This is a genomic window from Paenarthrobacter sp. NPDC092416 (assembly GCF_044755025.1).
In the GTDB taxonomy this organism is placed as follows: domain Bacteria; phylum Actinomycetota; class Actinomycetes; order Actinomycetales; family Micrococcaceae; genus Arthrobacter.
The window spans coordinates 294,977-321,916 of the sequence record NZ_JBIVQG010000004.1; the positions used below are offsets into that span (position 1 = coordinate 294,977).

Genomic DNA, 26,940 nt, shown 5'->3' on the forward strand with positions numbered 1-26,940 from the left:
TGAAATGAACAAGCGATTGTTCGTACCCGACGACGCTTATGTCACGGGCTGGATGGTGGGTGAGAGGTGTTTCGCGATGGAGAGAATCACAGTGCTGGCCGGAGGAGTGGGCGGTGCCCGATTTGTCCGCGGCCTGCTGGCGCACCTCGACGCTGTCTCTCGTGAAACGGCCACGCAACCGGCCGACATCGCCGTCATCGCCAATACCGGGGATGATATGTGGTTGAACGGCCTCCGCGTCTGTCCCGACCTGGACACAATGATGTACACGTTGGGCGGTGGAGTCGAGGAAACCCAAGGCTGGGGACGAAGCGGCGAAAGCAAACGAACGTCTGCTGAAATCAGCGCCTACGGTCGTGGCTGGGACTGGTTTACGCTTGGCGATCTCGATCTGGCGACGCACATCGTCCGGACGGATATGTTGCGGGAAGGCGCCACCCTTACCCAGGCAACCGAAACGCTCTGTCGCCGCTGGAATCCCAGGGTCCGGCTTCTCCCCATGAGTGACCAGCCAGCCGAGACACATGTCCGGTTGGCCCAGGCCACGGCAGAGCATTCGGCCGGGGAATTGATCCATTTCGAGGAATGGTGGGTTCGCTACCGCGCAGCCATTCCTGTAACGGAATTCGTCCAGATGGGGCTGGAGAAGGCGACCGCAACACCCGCGGTCATCGACGCCATAGCGGCAGCCGACATCATCATTCTTCCTCCGTCCAACCCCGTAGTTTCGGTGGGCACGATCCTGGCCGTTCCTGGTGTCCGCGAGGCCTTGGCCAAAGCGGCAGCCCCGGTCATTGGCCTTTCCCCGATCATCGGGGGGGCAGCTGTGCGTGGCATGGCCGAGCAATGTCTGGAATCCATCGGTGTTGAAGCCACGGCCCTGGGTGTTGCTTGCTCCTACGGCGCCAGAAGCAGCGGCGGGCTGCTCGACGGGTGGCTGGTGGACGAGGCGGACGCCGAAATTCTTCCTGATCTTGAAGGCCAAGGTATCCGCGGAGCAGCCGTTCCTCTATGGATGACCGACATTGAGACCACCGCGATCATGGCTTCCGAGACGTTGGCCCTCGCTGCATCTGTTCCACTCCCCCACTCCCTCAAATCCGGCTTTGAATCCCCCGCTGCGCCTGGCCGCAACCATTCCCTCCCTATCCTTGGAGTTTCATCATGACCGCGATGGAATTGTTCGTCCCATCCGAAAGCGCAATGCGGAGGGCACTCCGCCGCGCCGATGACGGGGTTACGCTGAACCCCGACGAGGCGCAAACGCTGCTTCACGCCCGCGAAGACAACCTGAAGCGGCTGATGACCGCGGCGTCGCGGGTCCGCGATGCTGGGTTGGAGCAGGCCGGCCAATCCGGCATCATCACGTATTCGAGGAAAGTCTTCATCCCCGTAACGCATTTGTGCCGGGATCGCTGCCATTACTGCACGTTCGTCAGCACTCCGGGAAAGCTCAAGAAAGCCGGGAAAGGCATCTTCATGTCACCCGACGAAATCATCGATGTCGCGCGGAAGGGAACCGAACTTGGGTGCAAAGAGGCCCTTTTCACTCTTGGTGACCGTCCGGAGGATCGTTGGCCCGCTGCACGGGAATGGTTGGATTCCCACGGCTATGACTCGACTTTGGATTATGTACGAGCTATGGCCATCAGGGTTCTGGAAGAAACGGGGCTGCTGCCGCACCTGAACCCCGGAGTCATGACCTGGGAGGAGATCCAACGGTTAAAGCCGGTTGCACCCTCGATGGGCATGATGCTGGAGACGACAGCCACGCGGCTCTGGTCGGAGAAAGGCGGGCCGCACTACGGATCCCCTGACAAGGAACCTGCCCTTAGGCTTAGGGTGCTGGAAGACGCGGGTCGCTGCAGTGTCCCGTTTACTACGGGTGTGCTGCTCGGAATCGGCGAAAACTACGCCGAGCGAGTCGACGCAATCTTCGCCATCCGGGCCGCGCACCGCCGTTACGGGAACATCCAGGAAGTTATTGTCCAGAACTTCCGGGCCAAGGACGCAACGGCGATGATGTCGACGCCGGACCTCGGCACCGAAGAGTATGTGGCGGCCGTCGCCGTCGCGCGTCTGATTCTAGGCCCCAAGCTGCGGCTCCAAGCGCCGCCAAACCTCACCGACGCCAACGAGTTGGCTCTCCTCATCAACGCAGGAATCGACGACTGGGGCGGAGTGAGCCCACTCACCCCGGATCACGTCAACCCGGAACGGCCGTGGCCACACCTGGACGACCTTGCACGGCTGACGGCAGCCAGCGGATTCACTCTCCGCGAACGGCTCACCGCCCACCCGCGTTACGTCAAAGAAGAGGATCCGTGGCTTGATCCGCGCATTCTCCCCCACGTTCGTGCCCTCGCCGGCCCTGACGGCCTGGCTGTTGAAGGACTCATCCCTGAAGGCCGCCCGTGGCAGGATCCCGACGTTGAGTGGACTACCGTCGGTCAGGGCAGGGTCAACCTCCACACTGAAATCGACACGATCGGACGCACCGGCGACCGGAGGAGCGACTTCGATGGTGTCTACGGCGACTGGTCTGCGATCCGCGACGACGCCGCGAGCAGCCACACGCCAGGCCACTCCCCTAACCGGAGGGAAGCCCGGGCGATCCGCCAGGCTCTCGCCCGGGCCGAAAACGACCCGGCAGGACTGTCCGACGCCGACTACCTCCAACTGCTGTCGTCCGACGGGCCCGAGCTGGAAGCCCTTGCCGCACTGGCCGACGCTGTTCGAGCGCAGACCGTGGGCGATGAAGTGCGCTACGTCGTCAACCGGAACATCAATTTCACGAACGTGTGTTACACCGGCTGCCGCTTCTGCGCCTTCGCTCAACGCCGGACAGATGCCGACGCCTACACCCTGTCCATGCAACAGGTAGGCGACCGCGTCGATGAAGCGTGGGCAATCGGCGCAACGGAAATCTGCATGCAGGGCGGCATTCATCCAGACTTGCCCGGGACAGCGTACTTCGATCTTGCTCGTGAGGTGAAGAAGCGGCAGCCCGAAATTCACCTGCATGCCTTCAGTCCAATGGAAATAGTCAACGGCGCCGCCCGGCTTGGGATGTCCTTCGAGGAGTTCCTGATCGAGGCCCGTGCTGCAGGTCTCGACAGCATTCCGGGCACTGCAGCCGAAATCCTCGATGACGACGTCCGCTGGCTGCTGACCAAGGGAAAGCTTCCCGCAGCAACATGGATCGAAATCATCAGCACCGCGCACCGGCTCGGGATCCGCAGCAGTTCGACGATGATGTATGGACATGTGGACAACCCCAGCCACTGGGTAGCGCACCTGCGTACTTTGTCCCGTATTCAGGATGAGACAGGCGGATTTACGGAATTCGTGCTTCTTCCGTTCATCCACACCAACGCGCCGGTCTATCTGGCCGGCATAGCCCGGCCTGGGCCGACATCGCAGGAAAATCGGGCCGTTCACGCCGTGGCCCGCCTGATGCTGCACGGACGGATAGACCACATCCAGACATCCTGGGTGAAGCTGGGCACGACAGGGACCCAGCGCATGCTCCAGGGAGGAGCCAACGATCTTGGCGGAACCCTGATGGAAGAAACAATCAGCCGCATGGCGGGAGCCGACAACGGTTCCGAGAAAACGGTGTCTGAACTTGAGGACATGATCAGATCCATTGGCAGAATTCCCGTTCAACGCACCACAACCTACGGAACGCCCTCAGACGAACGCCTGGCCGTAGCCCGTGAAAACGCCCACAAGGGATTCGCTGCTACGGGCAAGACTCTTCGACTGCTGCCGGTTTCCTTGAAATAGCCACGCCATGAAAGGACCTAACAACACATGACCTCCGGCACAGCCTCGGACACCTCCAGCGGAGCCAACGAGCCGGCCAGCACGACCGGCGAATGGACACTCGTTGTGCCCTTCAAGGGCGGGCCACACGCCAAAAGCCGTATGCGGCGAAACGACAGTCCGGGGACAATTGGTCCCGAACTCCAGCGCGAGTTGGCACTCGGGTTTCTTGACGATACAGTGGCGGCTGCGTCCGCGGTCCCAAGCGTCAGGCGAATAATCATCGTCTCTTCCGACCCGTCCGCAGTCGTGGCCAAATCTAAAGTCCGAATGCTCGCAGACCCCGGACACGGTCTAAACGCAGCGGTCGAGGCCGGCATCGCGTACGCCCGGCTACTGGACGGCGACGGCCCTGTAGCAGCGCTTACGGCCGATCTGCCATGCCTCAAGGCAGTAGACCTGGAGTACGCGCTCCACTGCGCGGAGCGTCATCGACTGGCTGTCGTCCCGGACAGACAGGGCACCGGCACAACCTTGATCGCAGCCTTACCGGGAGCAGGTGTCCGGGCCTTGTTCGGCGATGATTCCCTCCGTTCGCATTTGCTGGCGGGTCACCGACTACTTCCCATCCCTGCCGACTCCACGCTGCGGGCCGACGTCGACACCATAGGCGACCTGACTGCCGCTGCCGAGACCGGCTTAGGCCTGCACACCAGCGCCGCTCTCCTGAAGTCGGGGCTGTTCCTACAACCGGCGGCGGACACCCGCCCGACGCCCTGGCAAACCGAAAATCCCAGCACGCAAAGGAAATCATGTCCGGTCTACTAGTCACCGCAATCGAGGGCATCCCTGAGATCTCCCGGCATGACAACCTCGCTCAAATGATTGGCGATGCCCTGGCCAAGTCACCCGAGAGGCTTCAAGACGGCGACATCCTGGTCGTCACCAGCAAAATCGTCTCCAAGGCCGAAGGCCGGCAGGTCCCCGCCACCGACCGTGAGGCTGCGATCACGGCCGAGACCGTTCGGCTAGTAGCGAGCCGTCCCTACCCAGGTGGCATAACCCGCATAGTTGAAAACCGACAAGGACTCGTTCTGGCGGCGGCGGGAGTGGACAACAGCAACACCCCCGAGGGCACCGTCCTGCTGCTTCCCATCGATCCTGACGCCTCCGCCCGACGCCTTTGTACGGACCTGCGGCGGCATTTCGGCGTCACGATCGGAGTAATCCTCAGCGACACTCTCGGCCGGCCATGGCGAGAAGGCCAAACGGACGCGGCAATCGGGGCGGCGGGACTGCGCGTCCTTGAGGACTACCGGGGTACGCACGATCCACACGGAAACCTCCTGCTCGCCTCAGCCGCAGCCGTCGCCGACGAGATCGCAGGTGCAGCGGACTTGGTCAAAGGAAAATCCAAAGGATGCCCCGTCGCGCTGGTACGAGGGCTGGCGCACCTTGTCCTTGAAGACCTCGACTCCGTCACAGGCTCGGCCCGCAGCCTGATCAGGCCAGCCGCACAGGACATGTTCCGGCTCGGCAGCGATGAGGCCTACTCCAACGGATACGAGGACGGACTGCACGCAGTATCCAGACTGGAGTCCGAGACGCTACGACTCCCGGACTGACAGCTCAATGCGGCGTTCAGACCCGTCTGTTGACCCTGTCGTCAGCGTTGGGGACGTTGAGTTCGCGCAGTGCCAGCTTGGTGTAGATGGCGACAATCTCGTCCAGGTTCAATCGACCGCCAGGTTTGAACCAGCTGGCAATGTGGGTTGCCTGGGCGACGAAGCTGTAGACGTGGATTTTCGCATCGATGACGTCGGCGAGTCCTGCACGACCGGCGTCTTCGACCAGTTCTTGGAGGAACAGTTCGTATTCGTGTCGCTTTTGAATCACGACTTCCCGGGCGCCGTCCGAGAGCGAGCGCAGTTCGGCGTTGCCGATGAATACTTCCTGCGCGCGTTCGGCGTGGAATGTGAGGTGAGCAGCAAGAGCGGCTTCCAGCTTATCGATAGCGTCGCCCTCGATCTTCACGGCGTCGCGGGCAGTCTCAAGCAGATCATCGATGATTCCACCCATGATTTGTAGCAGCAGGTGTTCCTTGCTGTCGATGTGGTTGTACAGACTGCCAACCATAAGACCGACGGCCGACGCCACCTGGCGCAAACTCGTCGCATCGTACCCACGCTCGAAGAAGAGCTTCGCAGCCTCTTCGCGTATTGCCTGCGCAGTCCCACGTTCCGCCGTTGCAACCATTGACCCACCCTATCGTCTAGTCGATGTCCCAATTTTACGCACAAACACTAGTTTTGGCCCGCAGGCTCCGACGCGTCGCGTAGACACTGTACGCGCAAGCAACAGTTCGTTCGAAATCTTGGCGCGTATGCGTGCGCGGGTTTGTCGGCGTTCCCTTCGGCCTTGCCAAAGCAGAACGCCGACGCGCCCGAACTAATCGGCGGTATCGATCGCCGGCAGCCCGGTGGTTTCGCCACCGTCAGCCACGAACTCGCTACCCGTTGAAAACGAACTTTCATCGCTGGCCAAAAGGACAACCAGACTGCTGATTTCCTCTGGATTCCCGGCACGTCCTTGGGGCACATGGCTGAAGTCCATGTAAAGCCCGTCGATCATCTGAGTCTTAATGTTCCCGGGATGCACGGAATTGACTCGGATACCGTATGGCGCCAGCTCGATGGCCGCATTCTTTGTCAGTCCGCGAAGGCCCCATTTGGAGGAACCATAGGCCGTGAATCCCGCGAATCCCTTAAGGCCGGCGGTAGAGGAAATGTTAATGACAGAGGATGGGGAAGATCGCTTGAACTCGTCAGCGACGGCGCGGATCCCCTTGAAGGCCCCGGTGAGATTGATGCCGACCACGAGGTCCCACTCCTCATCGGTACACAGCTCAACTCCGCTGTGCCTCAGTACACCGGCATTGTTGACGAGCACGTTCAGCCGGCCAAATTCACTGATTGCAAAGGCAACTGCTTCATCCCAGTCAGCACTGTTCCGTACGTCGAGGTGCACAAAACGGGCTTGGGGACCCAGTGAATCGGCCAGGAGCTTGCCGCGTTCGTCGTCCACATCGCCGATTACCACGCTGCCACCATGCTGGACGATCGCCCGTGCGTGACTGGCCCCCATACCTTGGGCAGCGCCACTTATCAGCGCCACTTTCCCCTCAAGCCGTGGCATGTGCAGCCTCTTCAACGTTGGTCAGCCCAATGCCAGCGTGCGTCCTATACCGGCGGTTGACCGCGATCAGGTTGGCCGTGAGTCCCTCCACCGCGGCCGCAGTGCGTAGTTTTCCGGCAAAGATTCCGCGCATGCCTGGAATAAGGCGCACCAACTCCTGCACCGTCTTTGTGCTCTCAAGGTCGTCGCCAAGAACCATGACGTCGGTGTCGACGGTTTCCGCTGTGTGGTCCGCGAGAAGAACAGCGGACACGTGGTGAAAGGCCGCGACGACATGGGAATCGGGCAACAATGCTTGGGCCTGCTGGGCTGCGCTGCCCTCCGGGACAGAAGGAGCGTAGGCTCCGGATTTGTCAAAGGCCAAGGGATTCACGACGTCGATGACGATCTTTCCGCGGGCGGCATCACGAATCTGCGTCAAAGTTTCCTGGTGGGCGTCCCAGGGTACAGCGATCACCACGACGTCCGCGTTGGCCGCGCATTCGTTGAGTCCGGCGCTGTTGAGGGAATGCGGGCCCTTGATTCCGGTGCTGATTCTGGCGGCTGCCTCGGCAGCGCGTTGTTCGTTCCTGGAACCGATCGTCACGGGGAGGCCTGCTTCAGCCCATCGGAAGGCGAGACCGCCGCCAAGGGCGCCCGTTCCGCCGAGGATTCCGATCGAAGGTAGTGGTGCGTTGTCGAGTTGCATGATGTTCCTTGGAGCTCGTTGGTGTGAAGCACCTGTTCACGCCGTTGCAGGTCAGGGAGTGGGGAAAGACCGAGTAAGGACGTGAACAGGTGCAGCTAGGGCGCTTACGAGTGCGCCAAATTACTGTCGGAATTCCTGCATGGCCTTCGCCGCAGTTTCCAGATTCTGGAACGCCTGATTCGGGTCGGTAGGGTCGATCCAGAGAACGGCCCTTTCGATGCCTTGTTCGGCGTACTTCTCCAGTACCTTTGGGTCTGGCGGAGCCGACGCTACGGCCACACGCATCGTCTTGGGGTCGCGCCCCGATTCTTCGACGATCTCCCAGAACTTGGGGAGGGTCTTCTCCAACGTGGGGTCCTCCGGCGGCGGGACAATGTAGAGACCGTCCGCCCACTCCGCCGCGTGCTTGAACGTTGTCGGTCCGGCACCTCCGATGAATACCGCCGGTCCCCCTGTTTGTTGAGGTTTGGGCCAAGACCAGCTGGGTGCAAGGTGAACGTGGCTGCCCTCATAGCTGGCTACGTCGTCAGTCCACAAGGCTCGCATCGCAGCGACCTTTTCTTTGACTATGCTGAACCGCTGCTTCCAAATAACACCGTGGGCTTCTGCTTCATCCGCGTTCCAGCCCAAGCCGACCGCAACGGTAAGTCGTCCGCCGGACAAGTAGTCCAGCGTCGCGAGTTGCTTCGCTTTGGAGATTGGATCGTGCTGGGCGATGAGGCAGGCACCGGTGCCGATGTTGAGCTTGGTTGTAGCAGCGATGTAGGAAAGCGTGACCGCCTGGTCGTAGGTGCGCAGGTAGAAATTGGGCAGCTCACCGCCGCCATAGGCTGCCGGGTATGGGGTCTTCCTCGAAGTGGGAAAGTGAGTATGTTCCGGAACATACAGTGATTCGAAGCCGTACGCTTCCATTTCTTGTGCGAACTTCACGGGATCGGGACCTTCGTCCGTGAAGAAATAGACTCCGCCAATATCCATTGGGCTAAATTCTTTCTTTAGGGGGTACGTCTTAGAGGTTGTCAACGACGGAATAGTCGTCCAACACGATCACCGAATGCTTGCCCAGGAAGTTGGGGACATCGGCCAGAGCGGCTTGTCCGGCCTCGCTGGTCCAGCCCTGTTCCATTGCTTCCGCGCTTTCGTATTCGAGAATGGCGATGCCGTCAATGCCGAACTCGTTGTCCGGCTCACCGTTCGCATTGTCTGGAACGATGTGGCGCTGGATGTACCGGGTCACGCCGGGGACTTTCGAGGCCAAGGGAGCATGCGTATCGCGCCAATAGGTGCAGAATTGCTCGAATGACATCCCAGGTTTGCGTCCCAGGAGGGCCATCGTCTTGATTGGACGGGCGCTGGTGTTGTCGGGCATGTAATTCCTTTCGATAGTCAGAGTTAGTTACGACCGGATTGGTAGCGGCTTAGGGCCTGTCAGGAGAGACTAGACGGGCTTACTTCGAGGCAGCTTTTGAGGGAACAGCCGCGTCAGGGACGACTTTCCCTTCACAGATTGGAGGCCAACGGCCACGGCAATGACTGCCGCTTGGATGAGGAGCTGAGTGGACGATGGCGCGCCCAGCGACAAAACCAACTGAGTCAGTTGACTGAGGAAAAGTGCACCGATCGCTGTGCCCAGGATCTTGCCACGACCACCGTTAAGGGCTGTACCGCCAACGACAACGGCGGCGATGGCCGGCAACAGGTACTGATTGCCAACGTTCGTGTTTGGTGTGCTGATGTATCCCGCAAGAAGTACCCCGGCACCGCTGTAGCAGAGGGCAGCCGCAACGTATCCGCTGACCTTCAAGGTGATTACCCGCACACCGGCGATCCTGGCGGCTGACTCGTTGGCTCCGACCGCTACCAGCCGCCGGCCCCAGACGGTCCGTTTAGTGGCGAGGGCGACGACGACCACCAGAAGGACCGAAAGCCAAACCGTATTTGACACTCCGAGCGTCTTGTCCAGGGCGAAGTCCGAGACGGATTGGGGGGCGCGTGTCGGTGTGCCCCCTGAGTATGCCAGTGCGGCCCCCAACAGAAGTGCGTTCATGGCCAGCGTCGCAACCAGCGGTGTCACGGAGAATACCGCGATAACCAGCCCATTGATGAGACCGACGACTACTGCGATGACGGCGACTACCACTAAGGCGAGGGCAACGTTGTCGGAATTCTTAGCCGCGAATTGCGTGCTGACCAAGGCTCCCATGGTCATCATGCCCGGAACAGACAGATCGATGCCTTTGAGCATCACAACCAGTGTCTGCCCGATCGCGGTGATGGCCAGGATGGCCGCGAATGGCAGTAGAGAGTCAATGGAACTTCTCGACACGCTGCCGGGGGCAATTGCCCAACTCAGGAGGAAGAGGGCGACTGTTGCAATGAGAATCGGTGAGCGCGTGAGCTGCCCGGCCGCGGAACGAAGTGTTCCGGAGAACGTCCGTGCAGGTGCGGAATCGATGGTGATTGTCATAGCTCTAAATCCGTTCCGAAAGGGCACGTGTCTTGGAGTAGAAGGCCGCCGCGGCAAGAGTGAGTCCACCAATGAACCACTGCTGCCAGTACATTTGAAGGCCCAGGAACTGAACAACGGTGTTCGCCTGGATCACAAGTACAGCCCCCATGATGGCGCCGAGGAACGATCCCCGGCCACCGAAGATGCTCGCACCACCCAGCACGACTGCGCCGATGCTCGCCAGCGTGTAACTGTCGCCGATGCTTGCATTGCCGGTTCCGGCCTGTGCCATCAGCAGAAGCGATGCAGGGACGACAAGAACCGAGCAACCTACATATGCCGCCAGAACCACCAGGTTGGACTTGACCCCGACCTTCTTGGCTGTTGCTGCGTTCGAGCCAACTGCGCGGAGCCGGATGCCGAAGAGTGACTTGTGCAGGGTGAACTCAAGGACGAGCGCGATGGCTATGGCCCCCACGAGCATCCAAGGAAGGAAACCCCACGCCTCCGTAACCCATCCGGTGAAGGTTGGGTCCATTCGACCGCCAGGGAGCGGACGCAGCAAATACGCGAATCCTTGTAGAGCAGTGAACGTGACCAACGTTGCGATAAGAGGGGTAATCTTCACGATGGTCGTCAAGAACCAGTTGACCACCCCCACTGCGGCCGCTGCGATCGTTACGATAAGAATCCCGAGGCCGATTCCAACGGCTGATCGGAACTCCGACAAAACAAAGGATCCGAGAACCACAAGGAAACCAGCCAAGGGGCCCACCGACAGGTCAATGGCGCCAACCATCATGACCAGTTGTTGAGCTATCGCAAAGAAAGCGAGAATGGCGACCAGGGGAAGGACAAGCCCGAAGTTGCGCGGCGTCATGTAGAAGCTGCTCTGGGAGGCGGCGACGATTCCGAGCACGATAGTTGCGAGGAGAAGGACGCCTCCCGGCATGAGATCGTTCTCTGCGAGTTTCCGCTTCCATTTCTGCTCGACCTGTTTGGCCTTGCTGACTGTGCTGCGGTGTTGGCTGGCTGTGAGAGCAGATTCCGTGATCCGGCGTTCGGAGACTTCTTCGCCAACCAGCTCTTTCGCGGCGTGTCCTCGGGAGAAGACGATGACACGGTCACACAGCTCCTCGAGTTCGGCTGCCGACGACGAGAGAACAATGATTGATGCCCCATCTGCCGCTGCTTTGCGGAGGATCTGGTAGATTTCGCCGCGGGCTCCGACGTCGACGCCCTGTGTTGGTTCGTCCGCCAACAGGACCGGCGAGCCTCCCAGCAGGACGCGGCTGAGAACTACCTTCTGCTGATTGCCGCCGGAAAGCGTGTCAATGTCCACTTCGGCGGATGGAGCCTTTACCCGAAGGGAAGCAAACTGCTTAATAACCGACTTCTGTTCGCGGCGGGAACTCACTACTCCCGCCCGGGCCAACTGGGCAATTGAGCCGATGGATGAATTTTCGCGCAGGCTGAGCCGGGAGAAAATGCCCTCGTTGTGGCGGTCGTGAGGAAGGTAAACGATTCCGTCACGCATAGCGTTTGTCGTGCTTCCCAAACGCACGTTGGCGCCGTTGATGGTTACAGATCCCTTGCTTCGGGACAGTCCCGCGAGGGCGCGCAGCGCATCGCGCTGGCCCTGACCTTCGATGCCAGCAAAGCCAATGATTTCGCCCTTTCGGATTTCCAGGTTGAGGTCGGAGAATCCGTGCCCGCTGAGGTCCTCGATCTTCACTTGCACGGCAGCTGCCGGGTCCAGGGCCGACGCGCTGGCCGCTTCGCGCGACTTCTGATGGCCTACGACGAGGTTGACGATGTCTTGCTCTGTCATCGTCAGGGCGGGAAACGTGCCTTCCAGTGCCCCGTCACGGAGCACCGATATGGTGTTCGCGACTTTCTTGACTTCGTTGATTTTGTGGGAGATGTAGACGACGGCCCCGCCGCGCTGAACAACCGCATCTATCAGGTGGAAGAGTTCGTCGACTGCTGCGGGAAGGAGATGCTCGGTTGGTTCGTCCAGAATGATGACCTTTGGGTCCTCTGCCATGGCTCGGGCGATTTCGACGACAAATCTGGCGTCAGGCCTGAGACTGCTGACGAGGTCCCGTGGGTCAATCGAAGCGACGTTCCTCCAACTGCTAAGAACTCCTTCAGCCCAAGCCACTTGCTCCCTTACTGACGGGCGCAGATTCCTGGGCATGCCCAATCGCATGTTCTCCGCCACCGTAAGGTGAGGAAGCAACGCGGGTTCCTGGTAGACGATCGCGAGCCCTTGCTCCCGGCTCCACTGAGGCGTGGGTGCGTCGGTGCTGGCTCCCCCGATCTGGACGGAGCCCAGATCGGGGGAAACTGCCCCGGCCGCGACGCCGACAAGCGTCGACTTGCCGGCACCGTTTTCTCCGACAAGGGCATGAACTTCGCCTCTGCGGATTTCGAGGGAGACATTCTTGAGGGCGTGCACGCCCGGGTATCGCTTGTCGACTCCTTCAAGCCTCAGCACGACTGACCCATCATCTGTTGCGGCGGCAGGTTCAATCTCGATGAGCCTGTGAGGATCTTGTTGGATCACGGTCGTCTCCTTTCGTGCCGTTCCATGTACGGAAGAAGTCACTGGAACACTGCCTTCAGCTTCTCCGGCGAAAGGGCGGAGGACAGGTCCGCGTCAGGCGGCAGGTCCTTGTGGCAGGTCGGCAGCTTTCCGTTGGCCGTGTCGACGAAGGTCGGCAGTTGGAACAACTCGGGCTCGTTGTCCGGGAGCTTGTTCAGCGCGGCCAGTGCCTTACGTCCCGCGATGCGGACCACGGTGGTGGTGCCGTCCAAGGTCAGAAGCTGGAAGTTTGCGTTCTTGTCCTTGTTCTCGAGCCAGAAGCACCCGAGTTCGTTGTCCGTTGCGGAAGTAGCCAAGGGAGGAATCGGACGGTTTGCGTTGACCATGGCCCGAAGCCCACCCAGGTCAGCGACTCCGTAGTCAGATGCCCAGCCGTCGATCTTGTCGAACTTTGTCAGTACGCCGGACATTGCGCGTTGCATATAGGCGGGATCCCAGCTGGAGGCAATCGGTTCAGGGGTTGCGATCTTGAATGCTCCGAGCTGATCATTCGTAGCCTGAATGCCTTTGAGCAGTTCCACGGTGGACGGGCTGCCGCTTGGAAGGCCGCCGGTGAAGATGACGTTGCCGCCAGCCGGCACCTGCTTGGCCAGCCATTTAGCCATGGTGTCGCCTTCAGTCTTGAAGTCGTAGGCTACGTAGCCGTCATAGTCGACGCCGACCTTTCCACCTGGATCGGCAATGTACGGGACCACCACGACGCCTGCCTTCTTGGCATTGGAGAGAGCGCTCAGCGCCTGGCTGCCGAAATCGTCATAGGTGACAATGGCGTCGTATCCCTGGGCAGTGTAGGAGTTGATTGCAGTAATGTACTTCTGCAGGTCACCGTCAGCCTGCGAGTAGTCCACAGTCACGTTCTTGCAGGCGGATAATTCGTCGCGGAGTTCGGCCTCCGTGATCTTCCTCCAGGAGTTCGCACCGAAACCTGCAACGTGCGCGATCTTGATCGGGCGGTCGCCGCACATCTGATCGACCGGAACTGGACTACCCCCAGGGTTCACAGCTCCAGCTGTGCCGGCGGCTGCGCCCGGGGCTGCCGCGTTCGGGCCTTCAACGGTGCAGCCGGTAAAAAGCAAAGCGGTCAATGCCGCTGTGGCCACGGCGGCAGTGCGCCGGGAAGTTGGTGAGCTCTTCATGATGATTCCTTTGAGAAAGAATGGTTTAACGAGGACGCACCGTTGCTGTCCACGTCTTGCGCGTCGAGGCGCGGGATGGTTCGGGTTTGGCTAGTCCCGGAACTGCTGCTCGACCCAGCCCTTGTCCCAGTTGGACACTTGGTGAGTGCGGCCAATCAACTCTTCAAAGAACCACGTGCCATCGCGCTTTACGAACTTGTCCGAGTAGGTCACCGTGAGGACCACAGCGTCCTTCTTCGAGGCGTCCTCCGTCTGCTCAATCGTGCAAAGGCACAGAAGGTAGAAAGTCCCCGTGGCGCTCGTGCCGTCCTCGGCAATGACAATGTTCGGAGCCATCACGAAGTGCAAAGCCCAAGAGATTCGTTCGGAAAGAGCGGCAAAGTGATTGCGGATGGCGTCCCGACCCACCAATGTGGCGCCCTCGCCGTCAACGATCCATCGCCCGTCCTCTACAAACAGGGCAGCGATGCCCTCAGGGTTATAGGAATCGTCACAGAAGCCGGCGTACGTGTACTTCAGTTTCTCGATGGCCTGCACATCTTCAAGACGAACTAGCCGCCGGGTGAGCTCCTCGAGTGATGGGCCCGCAGTGCGATTTTGATTTACTTCGGTTGACATTTAAGTGCCTCTTCTGTCTGAGATGCAGATTTGCGTCTCGGGCTGCTCCATTGCGCGCCTCATACGTACCTTGGCAGAACAATTCAGCAGGCTGATTCGATACGAACATACACTAGTTTGCTGTGACGAGCACCACTTGTCAACACCCCAATTTGGGTAATTTGTGCAGGTCTGGGCCAACCCTAAAAATGGCGCGGGGATAGACGAAAAAAGGCCCCCAACGTGAACTCAAATTGTCACGCCGGAGGCCTGGTGCTCACGGTTAGTTGCCTGAACACAGGTCCATCCCAGGGCACCGAACCGCGCAATGGACCGGATGCGGGGCCGTGAGTCTGCGCCTGTCGGCGCACAGAGAAGCAGTCTTCCCGATAAGTCGGAGGCAATATTTCAGCATCGCGAAGCGTTTATGAAAAGGCCTCCAGAGTTTTAGTAAATAAATTGTAATAGACCAATTTTCGACACCGAGAGACCAACTCTTGAAGGCAGAATCTCAGCATTGCTCACGCCCCCGATAATGCAAGGCCGGACGTATTCTGAATTTCAGGCCGGCTGGCCCTATGGGCCAGCCAGCCATCAGTCGCCCTAATCCCCAGTGATGGTTTCCGTTCCTGCTCCGGAATTCCGGGACGAGGGACTCGTGAGGATCCCACGCATGATAATGCTCTTGATCTGGGTCAACTCCTCAAGCGTGTACAGGAATCCCTCCCTGCCGATACCGCTCTTCTTGTAGCCTCCGAAAGCGCTGCCATCTGGCCGGTAGCAGTTGCCACCGTTGATGGATACCATGCCGGTCTGCATCTTCCCGGCCGCATAGAAGGCCTTGTGGAAGTCGCTGGAGAAGACCGCACCACCGAGCCCGAACGAAGACGAGTTGGCAATTTCAATGGCCTCGTCAATGCCCCTGAAGGGCAGAAGCGAGAAAACGGGACCGAAGATCTCGTCGTCGGTCGCAATACCGACCTCCCTGGTGATCTCCAGAATTGTCGGTTCCACGAAGGCACCATCGCGCTTGCCTCCTAGACGGAGTGTTGCACCCTCCGAAATGGCGTGCTGTATCTGGTTCTCGACATCCTTTGCCGCCCGCTCGTTGATAAGGGGTCCAATCTCCGTGGAAGGATCCGTGGGATCGCCAGCCTTCTTGCCCTGAACCTGCGCCGTGAGCTTTTCGAGGAACTCGTTGTACCGGGACTCTTCAACCAGGATTCTCTTGGTAGCCACACATACCTGACCATTACCGTACAGACGGCCGATGGCTGCGTGCTGAACAGCCAGGTCAACATCGGCGTCCTCGCACACGATGAACGCGTCATTGCCGTTGAGCTCCAAGAAGGTTCGCACGACATTGCGGGCAGTATTCTCGGCAATCCGCTCTCCGACCGCGGTGCTTCCGGTGAAACTAAGCCCGTTGATCAATGGGCTGCGAGACAAGTAGTCGCCAGTGACTGAGCCTGATCCGGTGACGATTTGAAGCGTGGCACCCGGGACTCCGGCTTCCAGAAGCAGTTCTGTCATTCGAATGCAGGTGAGGGAATCGTCCTGCGGCGGCTTGACGATCACGGCGTTGCCGCCGGCAAGGGCTGCGCCTACCTTTTGCGCGTAGAGCTCAGCGGGGAAGTTGAACGCCAGGATCGCGGCGATGACGCCCAACGGTTCACGCTTGGTGATCAGAAGGTCACCTTCCAGGCCAGGCTGGATGTCCAACGGAATGGACTGCCCGAAGATCCGCTTGGACTCTTCGGCGAATCCTTCAAAGATTCGCGCGGAAGTTTCCAGTTCATTGCGCGAGTGGGCAAGGACCTTGCCGCTTTCGCCAGCCAAAAGAACGGAAAGCTCTTCGATATTCTCACGGAGGGTCGCGACGAACTTGGTGAGGATCGCCGAACGCTGATGGGCGGGGGTTTCGGCCCAAATTCGCGCACCCTCTTGAGCATGCTCCAGGGCCTCCTGGATGTCCTCCACAGTTGCTGAAGGAATCGTGTCGATGACTTCGTTGGTCGCGACGTTGAATGTTTCAGAGAAGGCCCCGTCCCGAGAGTCTCGCTGTTCCCCGTTAATGATCATCTTCATTGCTACAGCCTTTCAGTATTGCTTCTTCATGTTGCCTTGAGCGATGCGTCCTACCAGCGGTTGAGGACGCTGACGCCTGTGCCCTTGAACTCGCCCATCGAAGTGATGATGCCTGCAGCTTCTTCGAGCCCGACGCGATTTGTGATCATTGCGCCCGGGTTGAGGATTCCGCGTTCGACCATGCGCATCATGTCCGGGTACCGGGAGACTGGCATGTTGGCGGACCCCACGATGGACAACTCCTGCAACACAATGCTGTCGATGGGCAACGCAATCATGCCCTTTTCCTCTTTGGACGTAAGACCAACTTGGAGCATGCGGCCGCGCTTTCGCAGGCTATTGACTGCCGCCTGACATGTGATGGAGATACCCAGCGCGTCCACTGCAACGTGGGCGCCTCCCTGCGTGATTTCCCGAATTGCCGCAACAGGGTCCTCGTTGCGTCCGTTAACGGTCGCGACGGCGCCCAACGATTTGGCCAGAGCGAGAGAGTCCTCGTTGATGTCAACGGCAATCACATTGGCCCCCATCGCGGATGCGATGTGAATGGCAGACAAACCGAGACCGCCACAACCATGGACGGCCACCCACTCGCCCGGTTTCACCTGGACTTGGTCCACCACTCCGTGAAATGCCGTCATGAACCTGCATCCCAGCCCGGCTGCAGCATCGAAGTCGACATTGTCAGGGAGGGCGACGAGGTTTCGATCAGCATCAGGAACGTGTACGTAATGTCCGTATCCACCCCAGTAGTTGGTTCCAGCGAAGGACACGTTTTCACAGATGTTGTTGTGACCGGCCAGGCAATATTCACAATGCCCGCAACCATGTGCGTGGGGAACTACCACGCGGTCACCCTTCTTGTACCGGGATACTTCGCCGCCGACCTCCTCGACGACCCCGGCGAACTCGTGGCCCATGACGTGCGGGAGTTCAAGGTTCAGGCCCAGCCAGTCCCAGTCGCCCATCCACAGGTGCCAGTCACTGCGGCAAATGCCATTCGCTTCAACGCGTAGCAGCACGCCTTTTGGCGTCAGTTCCGGAACAGGCAGGTCCAAGACTTCAAGTTCCTGGCCGAAGCCGGTGAGTACTAGTGCTTTCATCTTCTTCTCCATCTCGGCCGCGAGGGCCAGATCACCGTTGATCACAACTGGCGAACAATCGCTTGTTTGCTAAAGCAATGTTACCTCCGTCTCATGGAGTGTCAATCGAAAGGTGGCTCTATGGGGATTTGCGGGGGAGGTCGGCGTCGGGACTTCATCCCACTACCGAGCGACCCGAGGGGGTTGACGGGCACGAGTCACAATCCTAAAATAAGAACAAACGTTCGTTCTTAGAATTGCCATCATCGCGCAAGGCAATGGCGACGTTACAACCAGGGTGGTGTCCATCATGAAGCGCATTGAATCATGCAGAGCTGCGGAGGGCTGCTGGCCTCTCGAAGGTCTCCAGGCGTCCACGATACTGCTGCCCCTGCCGACCAACGATCACACGGCAATTGCCGCCCGTTGTGAGACACGTCGCCCCGCCACCGTGAGCGCAGATTCATTTATGTGGTCCGCTGCACGGGAACTATGGCCCGATTGTGTGGACTAGCCTTCACGCGGGCCATGGGCCGGTTCGGTCGAGCGTGGTGGCCATGGTCTTCCTGGTGTGACGAGCCCGGAGTCTGGAGGTTCCGGGCTCGTCGTCGAGGCGAAAAGGAGACTACGGCTGGACGGTGCCGTTGTACTCGTCGTCGGTGATGTGCTCGCGCCAGGTGGTGGTCGTGGCGGGGTCCTCGCCGTTCTGGAGCATGGCGATGTGTTCCATGAAGCAGCCGGGGGCGGCAGCGTGCCAGTGTTCCTCGCCCGGCGGGGTGTAAAGCGTCTGGCCGGGGTGGACCTCGATGATCGTGCCGTCGCGGCCGCCGAAGCGTGCGACACCCTGGGTGACACGGAGGTACTGGCCGTGCTCGTGGGAGTGCCAGGCGGTACGGGCGCCGGGAGCGAACCGGACCGTCGCGACGACCATCGTTTGGCCTGGCTCATGGGGCAACGCGATCGGGTCGAGCCAGACGTCTCCGGCGAACTGGGCGGCCGGGTTTTTCGAGGTGGGTGCAGCAGCTCCTTCTGGGTCACGCCGTTCTCCAGGGCGCGTCCGAGGTGGAAGCCCAACTGATCGGTGTTCCCGCCGGCGGTGAGCACTGCCACGGTGATCAGGCTCCGGTCGCGGGCGGCGAGTTCGGGCCGGTTCCAAACGTCCTCGAAGAGCACGTCGTCCGTGAGCTGGGCAAGTTTCGGAGCGAAGTCGCCGAAGATCCTTCGGCCGCCTCCGAGTTGCTTTGGCTGGTCAGTCATGATGATCCTTCTTTCGGTTGGGAATCTTTTAAGGCGTCGGTGGGTTTTGAGTTACTGATCCTCGTAGGCCAGAGAGGAAGACAGGTCTCGGTGTGCGGCAGCCTGGTCACGGAGGGTCTGGGCTTTCCGTTCCAGGGCGTCGACGGCGTCAGCGCCTGCGGCCCACCGAGTCGGCGGGTCGTCTCCCGCGGCTATTGTGACGAGCGCAGCGGCGAACTTTGTGGGGTCCCTTGGCTGGGTGCCGTTCATCGCCTTCCATCCCTGAATGGTCTGCTGGGATGGTGGTGCGGATCCCGTAAGGCTCGACGTCCGTGTGCAACGTTTCCATCCAGCCTTCGAGGGCGAACTTCGAGGTCGCGTAGGCCGAGCAGAAGTCCACGCCGACGATGCCGGCCACGGAGGTGATCGTGATGACGTGCCCAGAGCGCTGAACGCGCATGACCGGAAGGACCGCACGGGTGACGTTCATCGGTCCGAAGAGGTTCGTCTCGAGCTGTGCGCGCACCTGTTCCGAGCTAACTTCCTCGAAGTAGCCTGCGTAAAAGTTTCCGGCGTTGTTGACGAGGACCTCGATGCTCCCGAACCGGTCGGTCGCGGCCTTCACCGCCGCTTCCGCCTACGCGGGCTGGGTGAGATCGAGCGCCACGACGAGCAGGTCATCGTGCTCCCCGAGCGCTTCGGCCACCGCGTCCGCGTTGCGGCCGGTGGCGACCACTGCATGGCCGGCTGCGAGGGCTGCTTTGGCAATGTCGACACCCATGCCGCGGCCGGCACCGGTAATGAACCAAGTCTTCTTCTCAGTCATGGATTTGGCGTGTCCTCTACTTTTGAACTCCTGAAAATGTGCGCCCGGCGGAGCCGCCTTTGGGCGGCTTTCCATCGGGAACGCCTTCCAGTCAACAGACATTCACAGCATGGAGGGAGGCCCTGCTGTAGGTGCCACTGGCAGGGCCTCCCTCCATCAGCGGCGGGTCTCCAACGTAGATGACATGGACAATCGGAATGCGATACGCGAGTTCCTGACTACTCGACGCGGCAAGATCACCCCCGAGCAAGCAGGCCTGCCGGTCTTCGGCCGAAACCGCCGCGTTCCCGGGCTTCGACGCGGAGAGGTGGCCTCCCTGGCTGGCGTGAGTCCCGAGTACTACACCCGCCTGGAACGGGCTGGGCCACGCCCTCTATTCCGAGATGTACACGGACACTGGCCGGCCCGTGAACCACGCGCGTTTCGTGTTCCTGAACCCGCCCGCTGTGGAGTTCTACCCCGACTGGAACCAGGCCGCCAACGACACGGTCGCGATCCTTCGCGCCGAATCCGGCCGGGACCCCTACAACAAGGACCTGTCAGACCTCGTCGGCGAGCTCTCCACCCGCAGCGAGGAATTCGGCACCCTGTGGGCCGCGCACAACGTCCACCTCCACACCACCGGGGTTAAACGGTTCCACCACGCGATCGTCGGGGACATCGAACTCATGTTCAGCGCGATGGACCTCACGGCCGACCCCGGGCTTTCCCTACTCATACACAGTGCCGAGCCCGGCACAACGTCCGAGGACGCCCTGCGCCTCCTGGGCAGCTGGGCGGCGACCCTTGAACAAACACCTTCACCGTCGACGCCTACAACTCAAGGGTCGGGTGTTCAGCCGTAATGCCGGACAAGCATCGCAAGTATGCCGCTCACTAACGCAATTCCGCGCCAAAGACCTTTCCTGCTGCGGCCGCGTATCTTGCGCGAACCACGTGTGCCCATTCGCGCGATTCGGATGGTTGGATCACCTTGTAGTCAGGCCGATTCCATTGGGGGATTTCTCCGGTGAGAGCCCACGCTGCCTGCTTGGCGGCTCCGATGGCTGCATATTCGCGAGGCTTTGGCCACCCAACTGCTCTGCCGGTGAGATCTGAGACGGCTTGCCGGAGTGACCTCGATTTGGAACCGCCGCCGATGAGCGTAACGGTTTCGACGGCGAGCCCGGTCCGGGCGAGGTCGTCAACGGCGTCCGCGACGGCGCAGGCCAGTCCGAGAACCCCTGCCCGGGCGAGGTTTTCCGGCGTCATGGAGCGACGGGTCATCCCAGTGAGGGCTCCTTGCGCTTCAGGGAGTAGAGGTTTGCGTTCCCCGTCGAGATAGGGGACGAAGCACAGTCCGTCGGCGTCTGGCGAGGCCGCGTCAGAGAGTTGTTCCATCTCATCAAGGCTCAGTCGCAGCATGGCAGCCATGGCGGTGAGTGTTCTGGCCCCGTTCAGCGTTGCTACGAGCGTCAGCTGCCCACCGGAGGCGTTGGCCATGTCGGCGACATGGAACGTGCCGTCGACGACGTGAGTTTCCGTCACCATAGAGACCGTCATGCTCGTGCCGATGGAGACGACAGCTTCCCCTGGCCGGGCTCCCAGCCCCAGGACAGCAGCTGCGTTGTCGCCGCACCCGGCAGCCACCACGACTCCCATCTTGGTGACACCGGCGCGCTCAGCGGCGCCAAGCACCTCCGGGACCTTCAACGTCCGCCCCAGGGCCAGCTCAATCAAATCGTGCCGGTACTCACCGCTGATGGGCGACCAATACCCCGTTCCGGACGCGTCCGAGCGGTCGGTCACGGGTTCACCCTTCCGTTCCAGCAACCCCCATGTCAGCCAATCGTGGGGAATCATTACCCGCTGCGCTTTCGCCGCGGCGTCAGCGGCATGGAGTGAGAGCCAGCGCAGCTTAGACACAGGATGGGCTGCTGTGGGCACCATCCCCAATTCACGGAGCCAGTTGTCCTGACCATACTCATGGTGATTTCGCTGCGTACCATCATCGGCTACCCGGCCCCGAAGAAGCAGAACACCGGCAAGATCCACGGCTCGGCCCTGGGCGCCGAAGAAGTCGCAGCACTGAAGACGGTCCTCGGTTTCGATCCGGCCAAGTCCTTCGAGGTTGACGAAGCAGTCCTCGCCCACGCCCGCAAGGTCCTGGACCGCGGCGCCGAGTCACGCGCGGCATGGCAGTCCTCGTTTGAGGCCTGGCAGGCATCGAACCCGGACGGCGCTGCCCTGCTGGAACGTGTTGAGGCCAAGAAGCTGCCCGTAGGCATCGACGCCGCCCTTCCGGTGTTCGAAGCAGGCAAGGATGTTTCCACCCGTGCAGCCTCGGGCAAGGTCCTGAACGCGATCGGACCGGTCCTTCCGGAGCTCTGGGGCGGTTCGGCCGACCTCGCCGAGTCCAACAACACCACCATTGAAGGCTCGCCGTCGTTCATTCCGGCCTCGCGTTCCACGGACGCCTGGAAGGGCAACCCGTACGGACGGGTCCTGCACTTCGGTATCCGTGAGCACGCTGCCGCCTCGATCGTGAACGGTATTTCCCTGCACGGACGCACCCGCGCCTTCTCCGGGACGTTCCTGATCTTCAGCGACTACCAGCGCCCGGCCATCCGCCTCGGCGCCCTGATGGGTGTCCCGTCCATCTACGTCTGGACGCACGACTCCATCGGCCTGGGCGAAGACGGCCCCACCCACCAGCCGGTGGAGCAGCTCGCGTCCCTGCGCGCCATCCCGGGCCTGGACGTGGTCCGTCCCGGTGACGCGAACGAGGTGGGTATCGCGTGGAAGACCATCCTGGAGAACCACGAGAACCCCGCCGGCATTGTCCTGACCCGCCAGAATGTTCCCACCTACGCCCGCGGCGAAGGCACGGCAGAAGGTGACACGTTCGCCTCCCCGGCTGGTGTGGCCAAGGGCGGTTATGTGTTGGCCGAAGCGTCCAAGGACGGCGAAACCGTTGACGCCCAGGTCATCCTGATCGCCACCGGTTCGGAAGTCCAGCTCGCCATCGCAGCCCGCGAAACCCTGCAGGCTGAAGGCATCGCCACCCGCGTTGTGTCCATGCCCTGCGTTGAATGGTTCAACAAGCAGGACGAGGCTTACCGCGAATCCGTGCTCCCCACCGCCGTGAAGGCCCGCGTTTCGGTTGAAGCCGGCCTCGCACTGGGCTGGCGCGAATTCGTCGGCGACGCCGGCCGCTCCATCTCCCTGGAACACTTCGGTGCCTCGGCCGATTACAAGCGCCTGTTCCAGGAATTCGGCATCACCACCGAAGCCGTCGCAGCCGCAGCCAAAGACTCCCTCGCAGGCCTGACGGCCTGATCACAGTCCACGAGTCAGGCCGCTCCTCACCATGTTGGCGGGAGGGGTGGCCTGACGTCACCGGAATGGGAGTTCTGGCGGAGCAGCCGCAAAGAAGAGATGAAGGACCGAACGACTCTTTATCGCCCGATGCTGCGTTTGAGGCCGCAGATAGATGCCCTTCGAGCCAGCAGGACAGGAGGAGGCAGGATCTGCGGCGACGAACGTCAGGCAGGCAGCTGGATGGTCACCCTGGGTGCCTCCGGTGCCGGCAAACCCTCGCCCGTCTGCCCGTAGAGCCAATCGTCGTACTGGAAATCGTTATCCTTGCGGCTCTTGAAGAGCAAGTTGCGGAGCGTGCGAGCCAGGCCGGAGACGTGCCAGGACTCGCCCCACACGCGGGCGGTGCGCTGGACGCGGGAGGTCCGTGCGGCACGGGCGGAGTTGAACGAGAGTAGAGCCTCGTCCCACGCAGCCGGGTTGACGCCGTCGGCCGTGAAAACGGTGCCGGCCGTGACGTCCTGCAGCACGGCGGCATCCTCAAGTGCTTGGCAGGCGCCTTGGGCGAGGTACTGCAGCATGGGGTGGGCGGCGTCGCCCATCAGGACCATGCGGCCGGCAATCCAGTTTTCGATCGGATCGCGATCGTACATGGGCCAACGGATGCCTGTGGCGAGGTTCGCGAGGGCGGCCTGCACGGCGGGGACGCAATCCTTGTAAGCGGCCTGGAGCTCGTCTACTCCCCCATATTGTTCTTCGCCGAGCTCAAATGACGGCGACTTGAAGACGGCCACGGTGTTCAGCAGTTCGCCCTTGCGTAGCGGGTACTGCACCAGATGGCAGTCCGGGCCGAGGTAGACCACCACGTCCTCAAGGTCGGTCGCAGGGGTCTCAGGAGTAATGGCTACGGTGCCGCGGTAGGCCACATAGGCAGAGGAGACAGGCTCATCGGACGTCACCAGCGTCCGCAGCGTGGACTTCAGGCCGTCGGCGCCGATCACTACATCCGCTTCATAGTCCACACCAGTTGCGGTGTGCACCACCCCGCGGCCGTTTACGGTTTCCACGCTGTCCACCATGACGTCGTTGACCAACTTCACGCCTGCCGCTTCACATCCTTCGAGCAGCACGCGGTGCAGGTCGCTGCGGTGGATCACCACGTACGGCGCGCCGTAGCGTTCCTCAAACTCTCCGCTGAGCGACTGACGCGTCAGTTCCTCCCCGGTGGTCGCGTCGCGGAAAACCAGGTGCTTGGGCTGCACGCCGATCTCGAGCGCCTTCTCAAGCAGCCCCCAGCGCTTCAGGACTCGCGAGGCGTTCGGAGCCATCTGCAGCCCTGCCCCGACTTCACCGAACTCCGGAGCGCGCTCCACCAGCGTGACGTTCGCGCCGTTTTCGCGGAGGGCCAATGCGCCGGCCAGCCCGGCCATTCCCCCTCCCACAACCAGGACATCGGTGGACGTAGTGTATTCAGACATTGCTTGCTCCTTGGGAGATTGTGGTTTTGATTTTGAGCCCGACGGCGGTCAGCAGGACCGCTGCGATGGCGGCGGCACCGGCGAACGCGAGGAAGTTGGAGTTGACGCCCAGCCCGGCTGCCAGCAGGAGTCCGCCCACCTGCGGTGCAACGACGGCGCCAATGCGGCCGGTGCCGAGCGCCCAGCCAAGTGCGGTCCCCCGCAAATGATCGGGATAGTGGCTGGCTACGGCGGCGATGATGAGGCATTGCGTGCCGTGCGTTCCGACGCCGGCCAGCACCAGGGCCAGGTAAACCACCGTCACCGGCGGGCCGACCAGGAGGACCGAAAGGCCGACGGCGGCGACGGCGGCCGCCGCTATCGCCGTAGGTATCGGACCGAACCGTGTGCCAGCCCAAGCGGTGATGACAGAACCGGCAACTGCGCCGAGATTGAGGGCCAGGGCGAACGTCAATGCCGATCCCAGGTTGTACCCGGCCAACTGCATCAGGTTGGGCAACCAGGTGCCCAGGCCATACCAAGCGAACAGCGTGGCGATGGTGGCGAGGGCGAAAAGCACGCTGATGCCTAAGTAGGGAGCGCGGAGCAGGGAGCCGAAGCCCGCTGACTTTTTAGCCGGATCCTTGGAGGTCCCGCCACGGACCGACCCGCCCTTGGCAGACGCGGGCGTCAGCGTCTCCGGGATGTACTTGAGTCCGAGCGGCACCACGATGACCAGTGCCAGCACGGCCAGCAGGAACATGGCCTCCCACCCGAAGGCGGGAATCAGCGGGATACCCACCAGCGCGGCGATGGATCCGCCAATGGGGACACCGGACATCATGAGCGTGGCAATGGTGGACCGCCACTTAGTCGGAACCAGCTCCGCGACCAATGCGTTCGCCGAAGGCACCAACCCGCCCAGCCCAATGCCGGCCAGAAGCCGGAGTGCACCAAAAACGGCCGCATTGGGAGCGAATGCACAGAGGATGGTGAAGACCGAAAAGACGATCGCGCAACCGAGGATGGTCTTCCGCCGCCCCCAGGAGTCGGCCATGCGGCCAGCAAATATGGCACCGATCATCATGCCAAGGAACGCCATGGACCCGATGGTCCCTGCGGTGGCCTTGGTCAGGCCCCACCCCGTTTCAGAAATCAGGGAGGACTGGACGGTTCCGTAAACAATGAGGTCGTAGCCGTCGAAGACCACCAATAGCCAGCACACCAGGACGGCGACTGCCGAGCCCTTGGAGAACCGAGGCCCAATGCGGGCACCGTTGACGATTGACCCTTGCGACGCTGCAGCGGGAAGTGTGTGATTCATCCCACCACTGTCACGTGAACGCGAACGAAAGGACCATACAATTCTGTTGTGCAGAATAAACCTGGATCCCAGACCAGTCGCAAGCCGGTGCAGAAGCGGCCCACCTATTCCATCGAAGCCGTGGACAAGGCACTGCAACTCCTCCAGCTGCTCCGTGACGGCGGCGCCCTCCGCCTCAAGGACGCAGCGGCAGAGTTGGGCGTGGCCCCCTCAACGGCCCACCGCCTTCTGGCAATGCTGGTCTATCGGGGCTTCGCGGTCCAGGACGAAAACCGCCGCTACGTACCAGGTCCCGCAATGGGCGTGGGACCGGCTGGACTGAGCTGGACCAGGCTCCTGCGGGACCTCGCGCAGCCCCATATGGAACTCCTGTCCGCGCGGCTCGATGAGACGGTCAACCTGATGGTCCGCGTCGGCACCAAGGTCCGCTTCCTCTCCACGGTGGAAGGCAGCAATGTCCTACGGATCGGGGACCGGCAAGGCACTGTCATGCCGGCCGACAAAACCTCGGGCGGCAAGGTCATGCTCGCCGAGTTGGACCCCGCAATGATCGAACAACTGTTCCGCGGCCAGAATGCCGACATCGGTGGCGACAGGATCCCTGACGGCGAGTATCCAGCATTCATGCGGGAATTGGACAGCATCCGGGCCAACGGATTTGCGGCCAACTTCGAGGGCACCGAGGAAGGCGTCAGCGCCCTGGGCATGTCGCTCCACAACCGGCACGGCCAGGTTGTTGGGGCGCTCAGCGTCGCCACGCCTGCCACAAGATTCCGAAAAGTGTTCGACGCCGGATTGGTCACCGCCCTGCGTGAAACCTGCCGGCAGCTGGAAATCGACATCGCAGCGAACCCGGCAGATCCGGAACACTAAATTCTGCACAACAGAATGTTCTCGGGATCACGCGCGGCAATCCATAGGCTCGAACTACGCCAAAACTGTTCGAACCTATCGAGGAGGCCTCCGTGTCCATCAGCGCCGAGAATACGACTCATGAGTCTGTGGCCGCCAGCCACGCCCTGCCGGATCCGACACCCGAGGAAGCTGCCCAGTTGGAGCAGCTGTATAAGGACTTCGCTGCCGGGAACATGATTCCGTTGTGGACGGAGATCGGTGACCTGATGCCGATGGTCCCCACCCCAAAAGCCGTCGCCCATGTGTGGCGTTGGAATGATTTGTACCCGCTGGC

At 61.3% G+C, this 26,940-nt stretch carries 20 protein-coding genes and 5 pseudogenes; 8 read left to right on the forward strand and 17 right to left on the reverse strand.

Annotated elements, in window-relative coordinates; translation table 11 throughout:
• Positions 1-76: 76 nt before the first annotated feature.
• Genes cofD through ACIQC5_RS10980 form a run of 4 tightly spaced genes read left to right on the forward strand, consistent with a single transcriptional unit; the run spans position 77 to position 5,393 of the window.
• Complete coding sequence (cofD, locus tag ACIQC5_RS10965; protein WP_400281724.1) at positions 77-1,168, forward strand: 2-phospho-L-lactate transferase; 1,092 nt, start codon at positions 77-79, stop codon at positions 1,166-1,168.
• On the forward strand, positions 1,165-3,789 hold the full coding sequence (locus ACIQC5_RS10970; protein WP_400281646.1) for a bifunctional FO biosynthesis protein CofGH: 2,625 nt from the start codon (positions 1,165-1,167) through the stop codon (positions 3,787-3,789). Before cofD ends, ACIQC5_RS10970 begins: the two co-directional genes overlap by 4 nt.
• A gap of 27 nt (positions 3,790-3,816) precedes the next feature.
• The gene (gene cofC, locus ACIQC5_RS10975) at positions 3,817-4,596 is read left to right on the forward strand and encodes a 2-phospho-L-lactate guanylyltransferase (protein ID WP_400281649.1); all 780 of its coding nucleotides are present in this window, start codon (positions 3,817-3,819) and stop codon (positions 4,594-4,596) included.
• A complete protein-coding gene (locus ACIQC5_RS10980) occupies positions 4,581-5,393 on the forward strand; it encodes a coenzyme F420-0:L-glutamate ligase (protein ID WP_400281652.1) in 813 nt (270 codons plus the stop codon). Before cofC ends, ACIQC5_RS10980 begins: the two co-directional genes overlap by 16 nt.
• 16 nt (positions 5,394-5,409) lie before the next feature.
• Here ACIQC5_RS10980 and ACIQC5_RS10985 read toward each other — a convergent pair whose 3' ends face one another.
• The 14 genes and pseudogenes from ACIQC5_RS10985 to ACIQC5_RS11050 all read right to left on the reverse strand — a co-directional run bounded on the left by ACIQC5_RS10985 (position 5,410) and on the right by ACIQC5_RS11050 (position 19,775).
• Positions 5,410-6,024, reverse strand: coding sequence for a TetR/AcrR family transcriptional regulator (locus tag ACIQC5_RS10985; RefSeq protein ID WP_400281654.1), 615 nt, complete (start codon positions 6,022-6,024; stop codon positions 5,410-5,412).
• A gap of 192 nt (positions 6,025-6,216) precedes the next feature.
• Positions 6,217-6,963, reverse strand: coding sequence for an SDR family oxidoreductase (locus ACIQC5_RS10990; protein WP_400281657.1), 747 nt, complete (start codon positions 6,961-6,963; stop codon positions 6,217-6,219).
• A complete protein-coding gene (gene npdG, locus ACIQC5_RS10995) occupies positions 6,950-7,651 on the reverse strand; it encodes an NADPH-dependent F420 reductase (RefSeq protein ID WP_400281660.1) in 702 nt (233 codons plus the stop codon). The genes ACIQC5_RS10990 and npdG overlap by 14 nt, the downstream gene beginning before the upstream one ends.
• A gap of 120 nt (positions 7,652-7,771) precedes the next feature.
• Positions 7,772-8,629 carry an LLM class F420-dependent oxidoreductase gene (locus ACIQC5_RS11000; RefSeq protein ID WP_400281663.1) on the reverse strand — a complete coding sequence of 286 codons (858 nt, stop codon included), beginning with the start codon at positions 8,627-8,629 and terminating at the stop codon, positions 7,772-7,774.
• 31 nt (positions 8,630-8,660) lie between these two features.
• Positions 8,661-9,020: an EthD family reductase gene (locus ACIQC5_RS11005; protein ID WP_400281666.1), complete on the reverse strand. Its 360-nt coding sequence runs from the start codon at positions 9,018-9,020 to the stop codon at positions 8,661-8,663.
• 69 nt (positions 9,021-9,089) lie between these two features.
• On the reverse strand, positions 9,090-10,118 hold the full coding sequence (locus ACIQC5_RS11010; protein ID WP_400281669.1) for an ABC transporter permease: 1,029 nt from the start codon (positions 10,116-10,118) through the stop codon (positions 9,090-9,092).
• Between the two features lie 4 nt (positions 10,119-10,122).
• Positions 10,123-12,669 (reverse strand): ATP-binding cassette domain-containing protein, encoded by a 2,547-nt coding sequence (locus ACIQC5_RS11015; protein WP_400281672.1) that lies wholly within the window; start codon positions 12,667-12,669, stop codon positions 10,123-10,125.
• Between the two features lie 38 nt (positions 12,670-12,707).
• Complete coding sequence (locus ACIQC5_RS11020) at positions 12,708-13,844, reverse strand: substrate-binding domain-containing protein (protein WP_400281675.1); 1,137 nt, start codon at positions 13,842-13,844, stop codon at positions 12,708-12,710.
• Positions 13,845-13,934: 90 nt separating this feature from the next.
• Entirely contained in the window at positions 13,935-14,462 is a 528-nt protein-coding gene (locus tag ACIQC5_RS11025) for a nuclear transport factor 2 family protein (protein ID WP_400281678.1), read from the reverse strand.
• A gap of 582 nt (positions 14,463-15,044) precedes the next feature.
• A complete protein-coding gene (locus ACIQC5_RS11030; protein WP_400281681.1) occupies positions 15,045-16,529 on the reverse strand; it encodes an aldehyde dehydrogenase family protein in 1,485 nt (494 codons plus the stop codon).
• Positions 16,530-16,579: 50 nt separating this feature from the next.
• On the reverse strand, positions 16,580-17,632 hold the full coding sequence (locus ACIQC5_RS11035) for a zinc-dependent alcohol dehydrogenase family protein (protein WP_400281684.1): 1,053 nt from the start codon (positions 17,630-17,632) through the stop codon (positions 16,580-16,582).
• Between the two features lie 604 nt (positions 17,633-18,236).
• Positions 18,237-18,566: a cupin domain-containing protein gene (locus ACIQC5_RS11040; protein WP_400281687.1), complete on the reverse strand. Its 330-nt coding sequence runs from the start codon at positions 18,564-18,566 to the stop codon at positions 18,237-18,239.
• A gap of 125 nt (positions 18,567-18,691) precedes the next feature.
• Positions 18,692-18,868, reverse strand: a pseudogene (locus tag ACIQC5_RS11045) (carboxymuconolactone decarboxylase family protein); the annotation flags it as partial.
• A 148-nt stretch (positions 18,869-19,016) separates the two neighbouring features.
• Positions 19,017-19,775 (reverse strand): annotated as a pseudogene (locus ACIQC5_RS11050) (SDR family NAD(P)-dependent oxidoreductase).
• An 82-nt stretch (positions 19,776-19,857) separates the two neighbouring features.
• Between ACIQC5_RS11050 and ACIQC5_RS11055 the strand changes: the two are divergent.
• Positions 19,858-20,518: pseudogene (locus ACIQC5_RS11055) on the forward strand (hypothetical protein).
• Between the two features lie 31 nt (positions 20,519-20,549).
• Here ACIQC5_RS11055 and ACIQC5_RS11060 read toward each other — a convergent pair.
• Positions 20,550-21,707, reverse strand: coding sequence for an FGGY-family carbohydrate kinase (locus ACIQC5_RS11060; protein WP_400281689.1), 1,158 nt, complete (start codon positions 21,705-21,707; stop codon positions 20,550-20,552).
• Here ACIQC5_RS11060 and ACIQC5_RS11065 point away from each other — a divergent pair.
• Positions 21,642-22,991: pseudogene (locus ACIQC5_RS11065) on the forward strand (transketolase-like TK C-terminal-containing protein); the annotation flags it as partial. The gene ACIQC5_RS11060 and the pseudogene ACIQC5_RS11065 overlap by 66 nt on opposite strands.
• Positions 22,992-23,197: 206 nt before the next feature.
• On the opposite strand, the gene ACIQC5_RS11070 reads toward ACIQC5_RS11065, so the two are convergent.
• Entirely contained in the window at positions 23,198-24,448 is a 1,251-nt protein-coding gene (locus ACIQC5_RS11070; protein WP_400281692.1) for an FAD-dependent oxidoreductase, read from the reverse strand.
• Positions 24,441-25,751: an MFS transporter gene (locus ACIQC5_RS11075; RefSeq protein ID WP_400281695.1), complete on the reverse strand. Its 1,311-nt coding sequence runs from the start codon at positions 25,749-25,751 to the stop codon at positions 24,441-24,443. Before ACIQC5_RS11075 ends, ACIQC5_RS11070 begins: the two co-directional genes overlap by 8 nt.
• A 48-nt stretch (positions 25,752-25,799) precedes the next feature.
• Between ACIQC5_RS11075 and ACIQC5_RS11080 the strand changes: the two genes are divergently transcribed.
• Together ACIQC5_RS11080 and ACIQC5_RS11085 are read left to right on the forward strand one after the other, a co-directional pair.
• Positions 25,800-26,624: an IclR family transcriptional regulator gene (locus ACIQC5_RS11080; RefSeq protein ID WP_400281697.1), complete on the forward strand. Its 825-nt coding sequence runs from the start codon at positions 25,800-25,802 to the stop codon at positions 26,622-26,624.
• Between the two features lie 92 nt (positions 26,625-26,716).
• Positions 26,717-26,940 (forward strand): annotated as a pseudogene (locus ACIQC5_RS11085) (cupin); the annotation flags it as partial.

Coding starts and splice junctions, on each gene's coding strand:
- cofD (WP_400281724.1), top strand. CDS start 77: ATGGAGAGAATCACAGTGCTGGCCGGAGGAGTGGGCGGTGCCCGATTT.
- ACIQC5_RS10970 (WP_400281646.1), top strand. CDS start 1,165: ATGACCGCGATGGAATTGTTCGTCCCATCCGAAAGCGCAATGCGGAGG.
- cofC (WP_400281649.1), top strand. CDS start 3,817: ATGACCTCCGGCACAGCCTCGGACACCTCCAGCGGAGCCAACGAGCCG.
- ACIQC5_RS10980 (WP_400281652.1), top strand. CDS start 4,581: ATGTCCGGTCTACTAGTCACCGCAATCGAGGGCATCCCTGAGATCTCC.
- ACIQC5_RS10985 (WP_400281654.1), bottom strand. CDS start 6,024: ATGGTTGCAACGGCGGAACGTGGGACTGCGCAGGCAATACGCGAAGAG.
- ACIQC5_RS10990 (WP_400281657.1), bottom strand. CDS start 6,963: ATGCCACGGCTTGAGGGGAAAGTGGCGCTGATAAGTGGCGCTGCCCAA.
- npdG (WP_400281660.1), bottom strand. CDS start 7,651: ATGCAACTCGACAACGCACCACTACCTTCGATCGGAATCCTCGGCGGA.
- ACIQC5_RS11000 (WP_400281663.1), bottom strand. CDS start 8,629: ATGGATATTGGCGGAGTCTATTTCTTCACGGACGAAGGTCCCGATCCC.
- ACIQC5_RS11005 (WP_400281666.1), bottom strand. CDS start 9,020: ATGCCCGACAACACCAGCGCCCGTCCAATCAAGACGATGGCCCTCCTG.
- ACIQC5_RS11010 (WP_400281669.1), bottom strand. CDS start 10,118: ATGACAATCACCATCGATTCCGCACCTGCACGGACGTTCTCCGGAACA.
- ACIQC5_RS11020 (WP_400281675.1), bottom strand. CDS start 13,844: ATGAAGAGCTCACCAACTTCCCGGCGCACTGCCGCCGTGGCCACAGCG.
- ACIQC5_RS11025 (WP_400281678.1), bottom strand. CDS start 14,462: ATGTCAACCGAAGTAAATCAAAATCGCACTGCGGGCCCATCACTCGAG.
- ACIQC5_RS11030 (WP_400281681.1), bottom strand. CDS start 16,529: ATGAAGATGATCATTAACGGGGAACAGCGAGACTCTCGGGACGGGGCC.
- ACIQC5_RS11035 (WP_400281684.1), bottom strand. CDS start 17,632: ATGAAAGCACTAGTACTCACCGGCTTCGGCCAGGAACTTGAAGTCTTG.
- ACIQC5_RS11070 (WP_400281692.1), bottom strand. CDS start 24,448: ATGTCTGAATACACTACGTCCACCGATGTCCTGGTTGTGGGAGGGGGA.
- ACIQC5_RS11075 (WP_400281695.1), bottom strand. CDS start 25,751: ATGAATCACACACTTCCCGCTGCAGCGTCGCAAGGGTCAATCGTCAAC.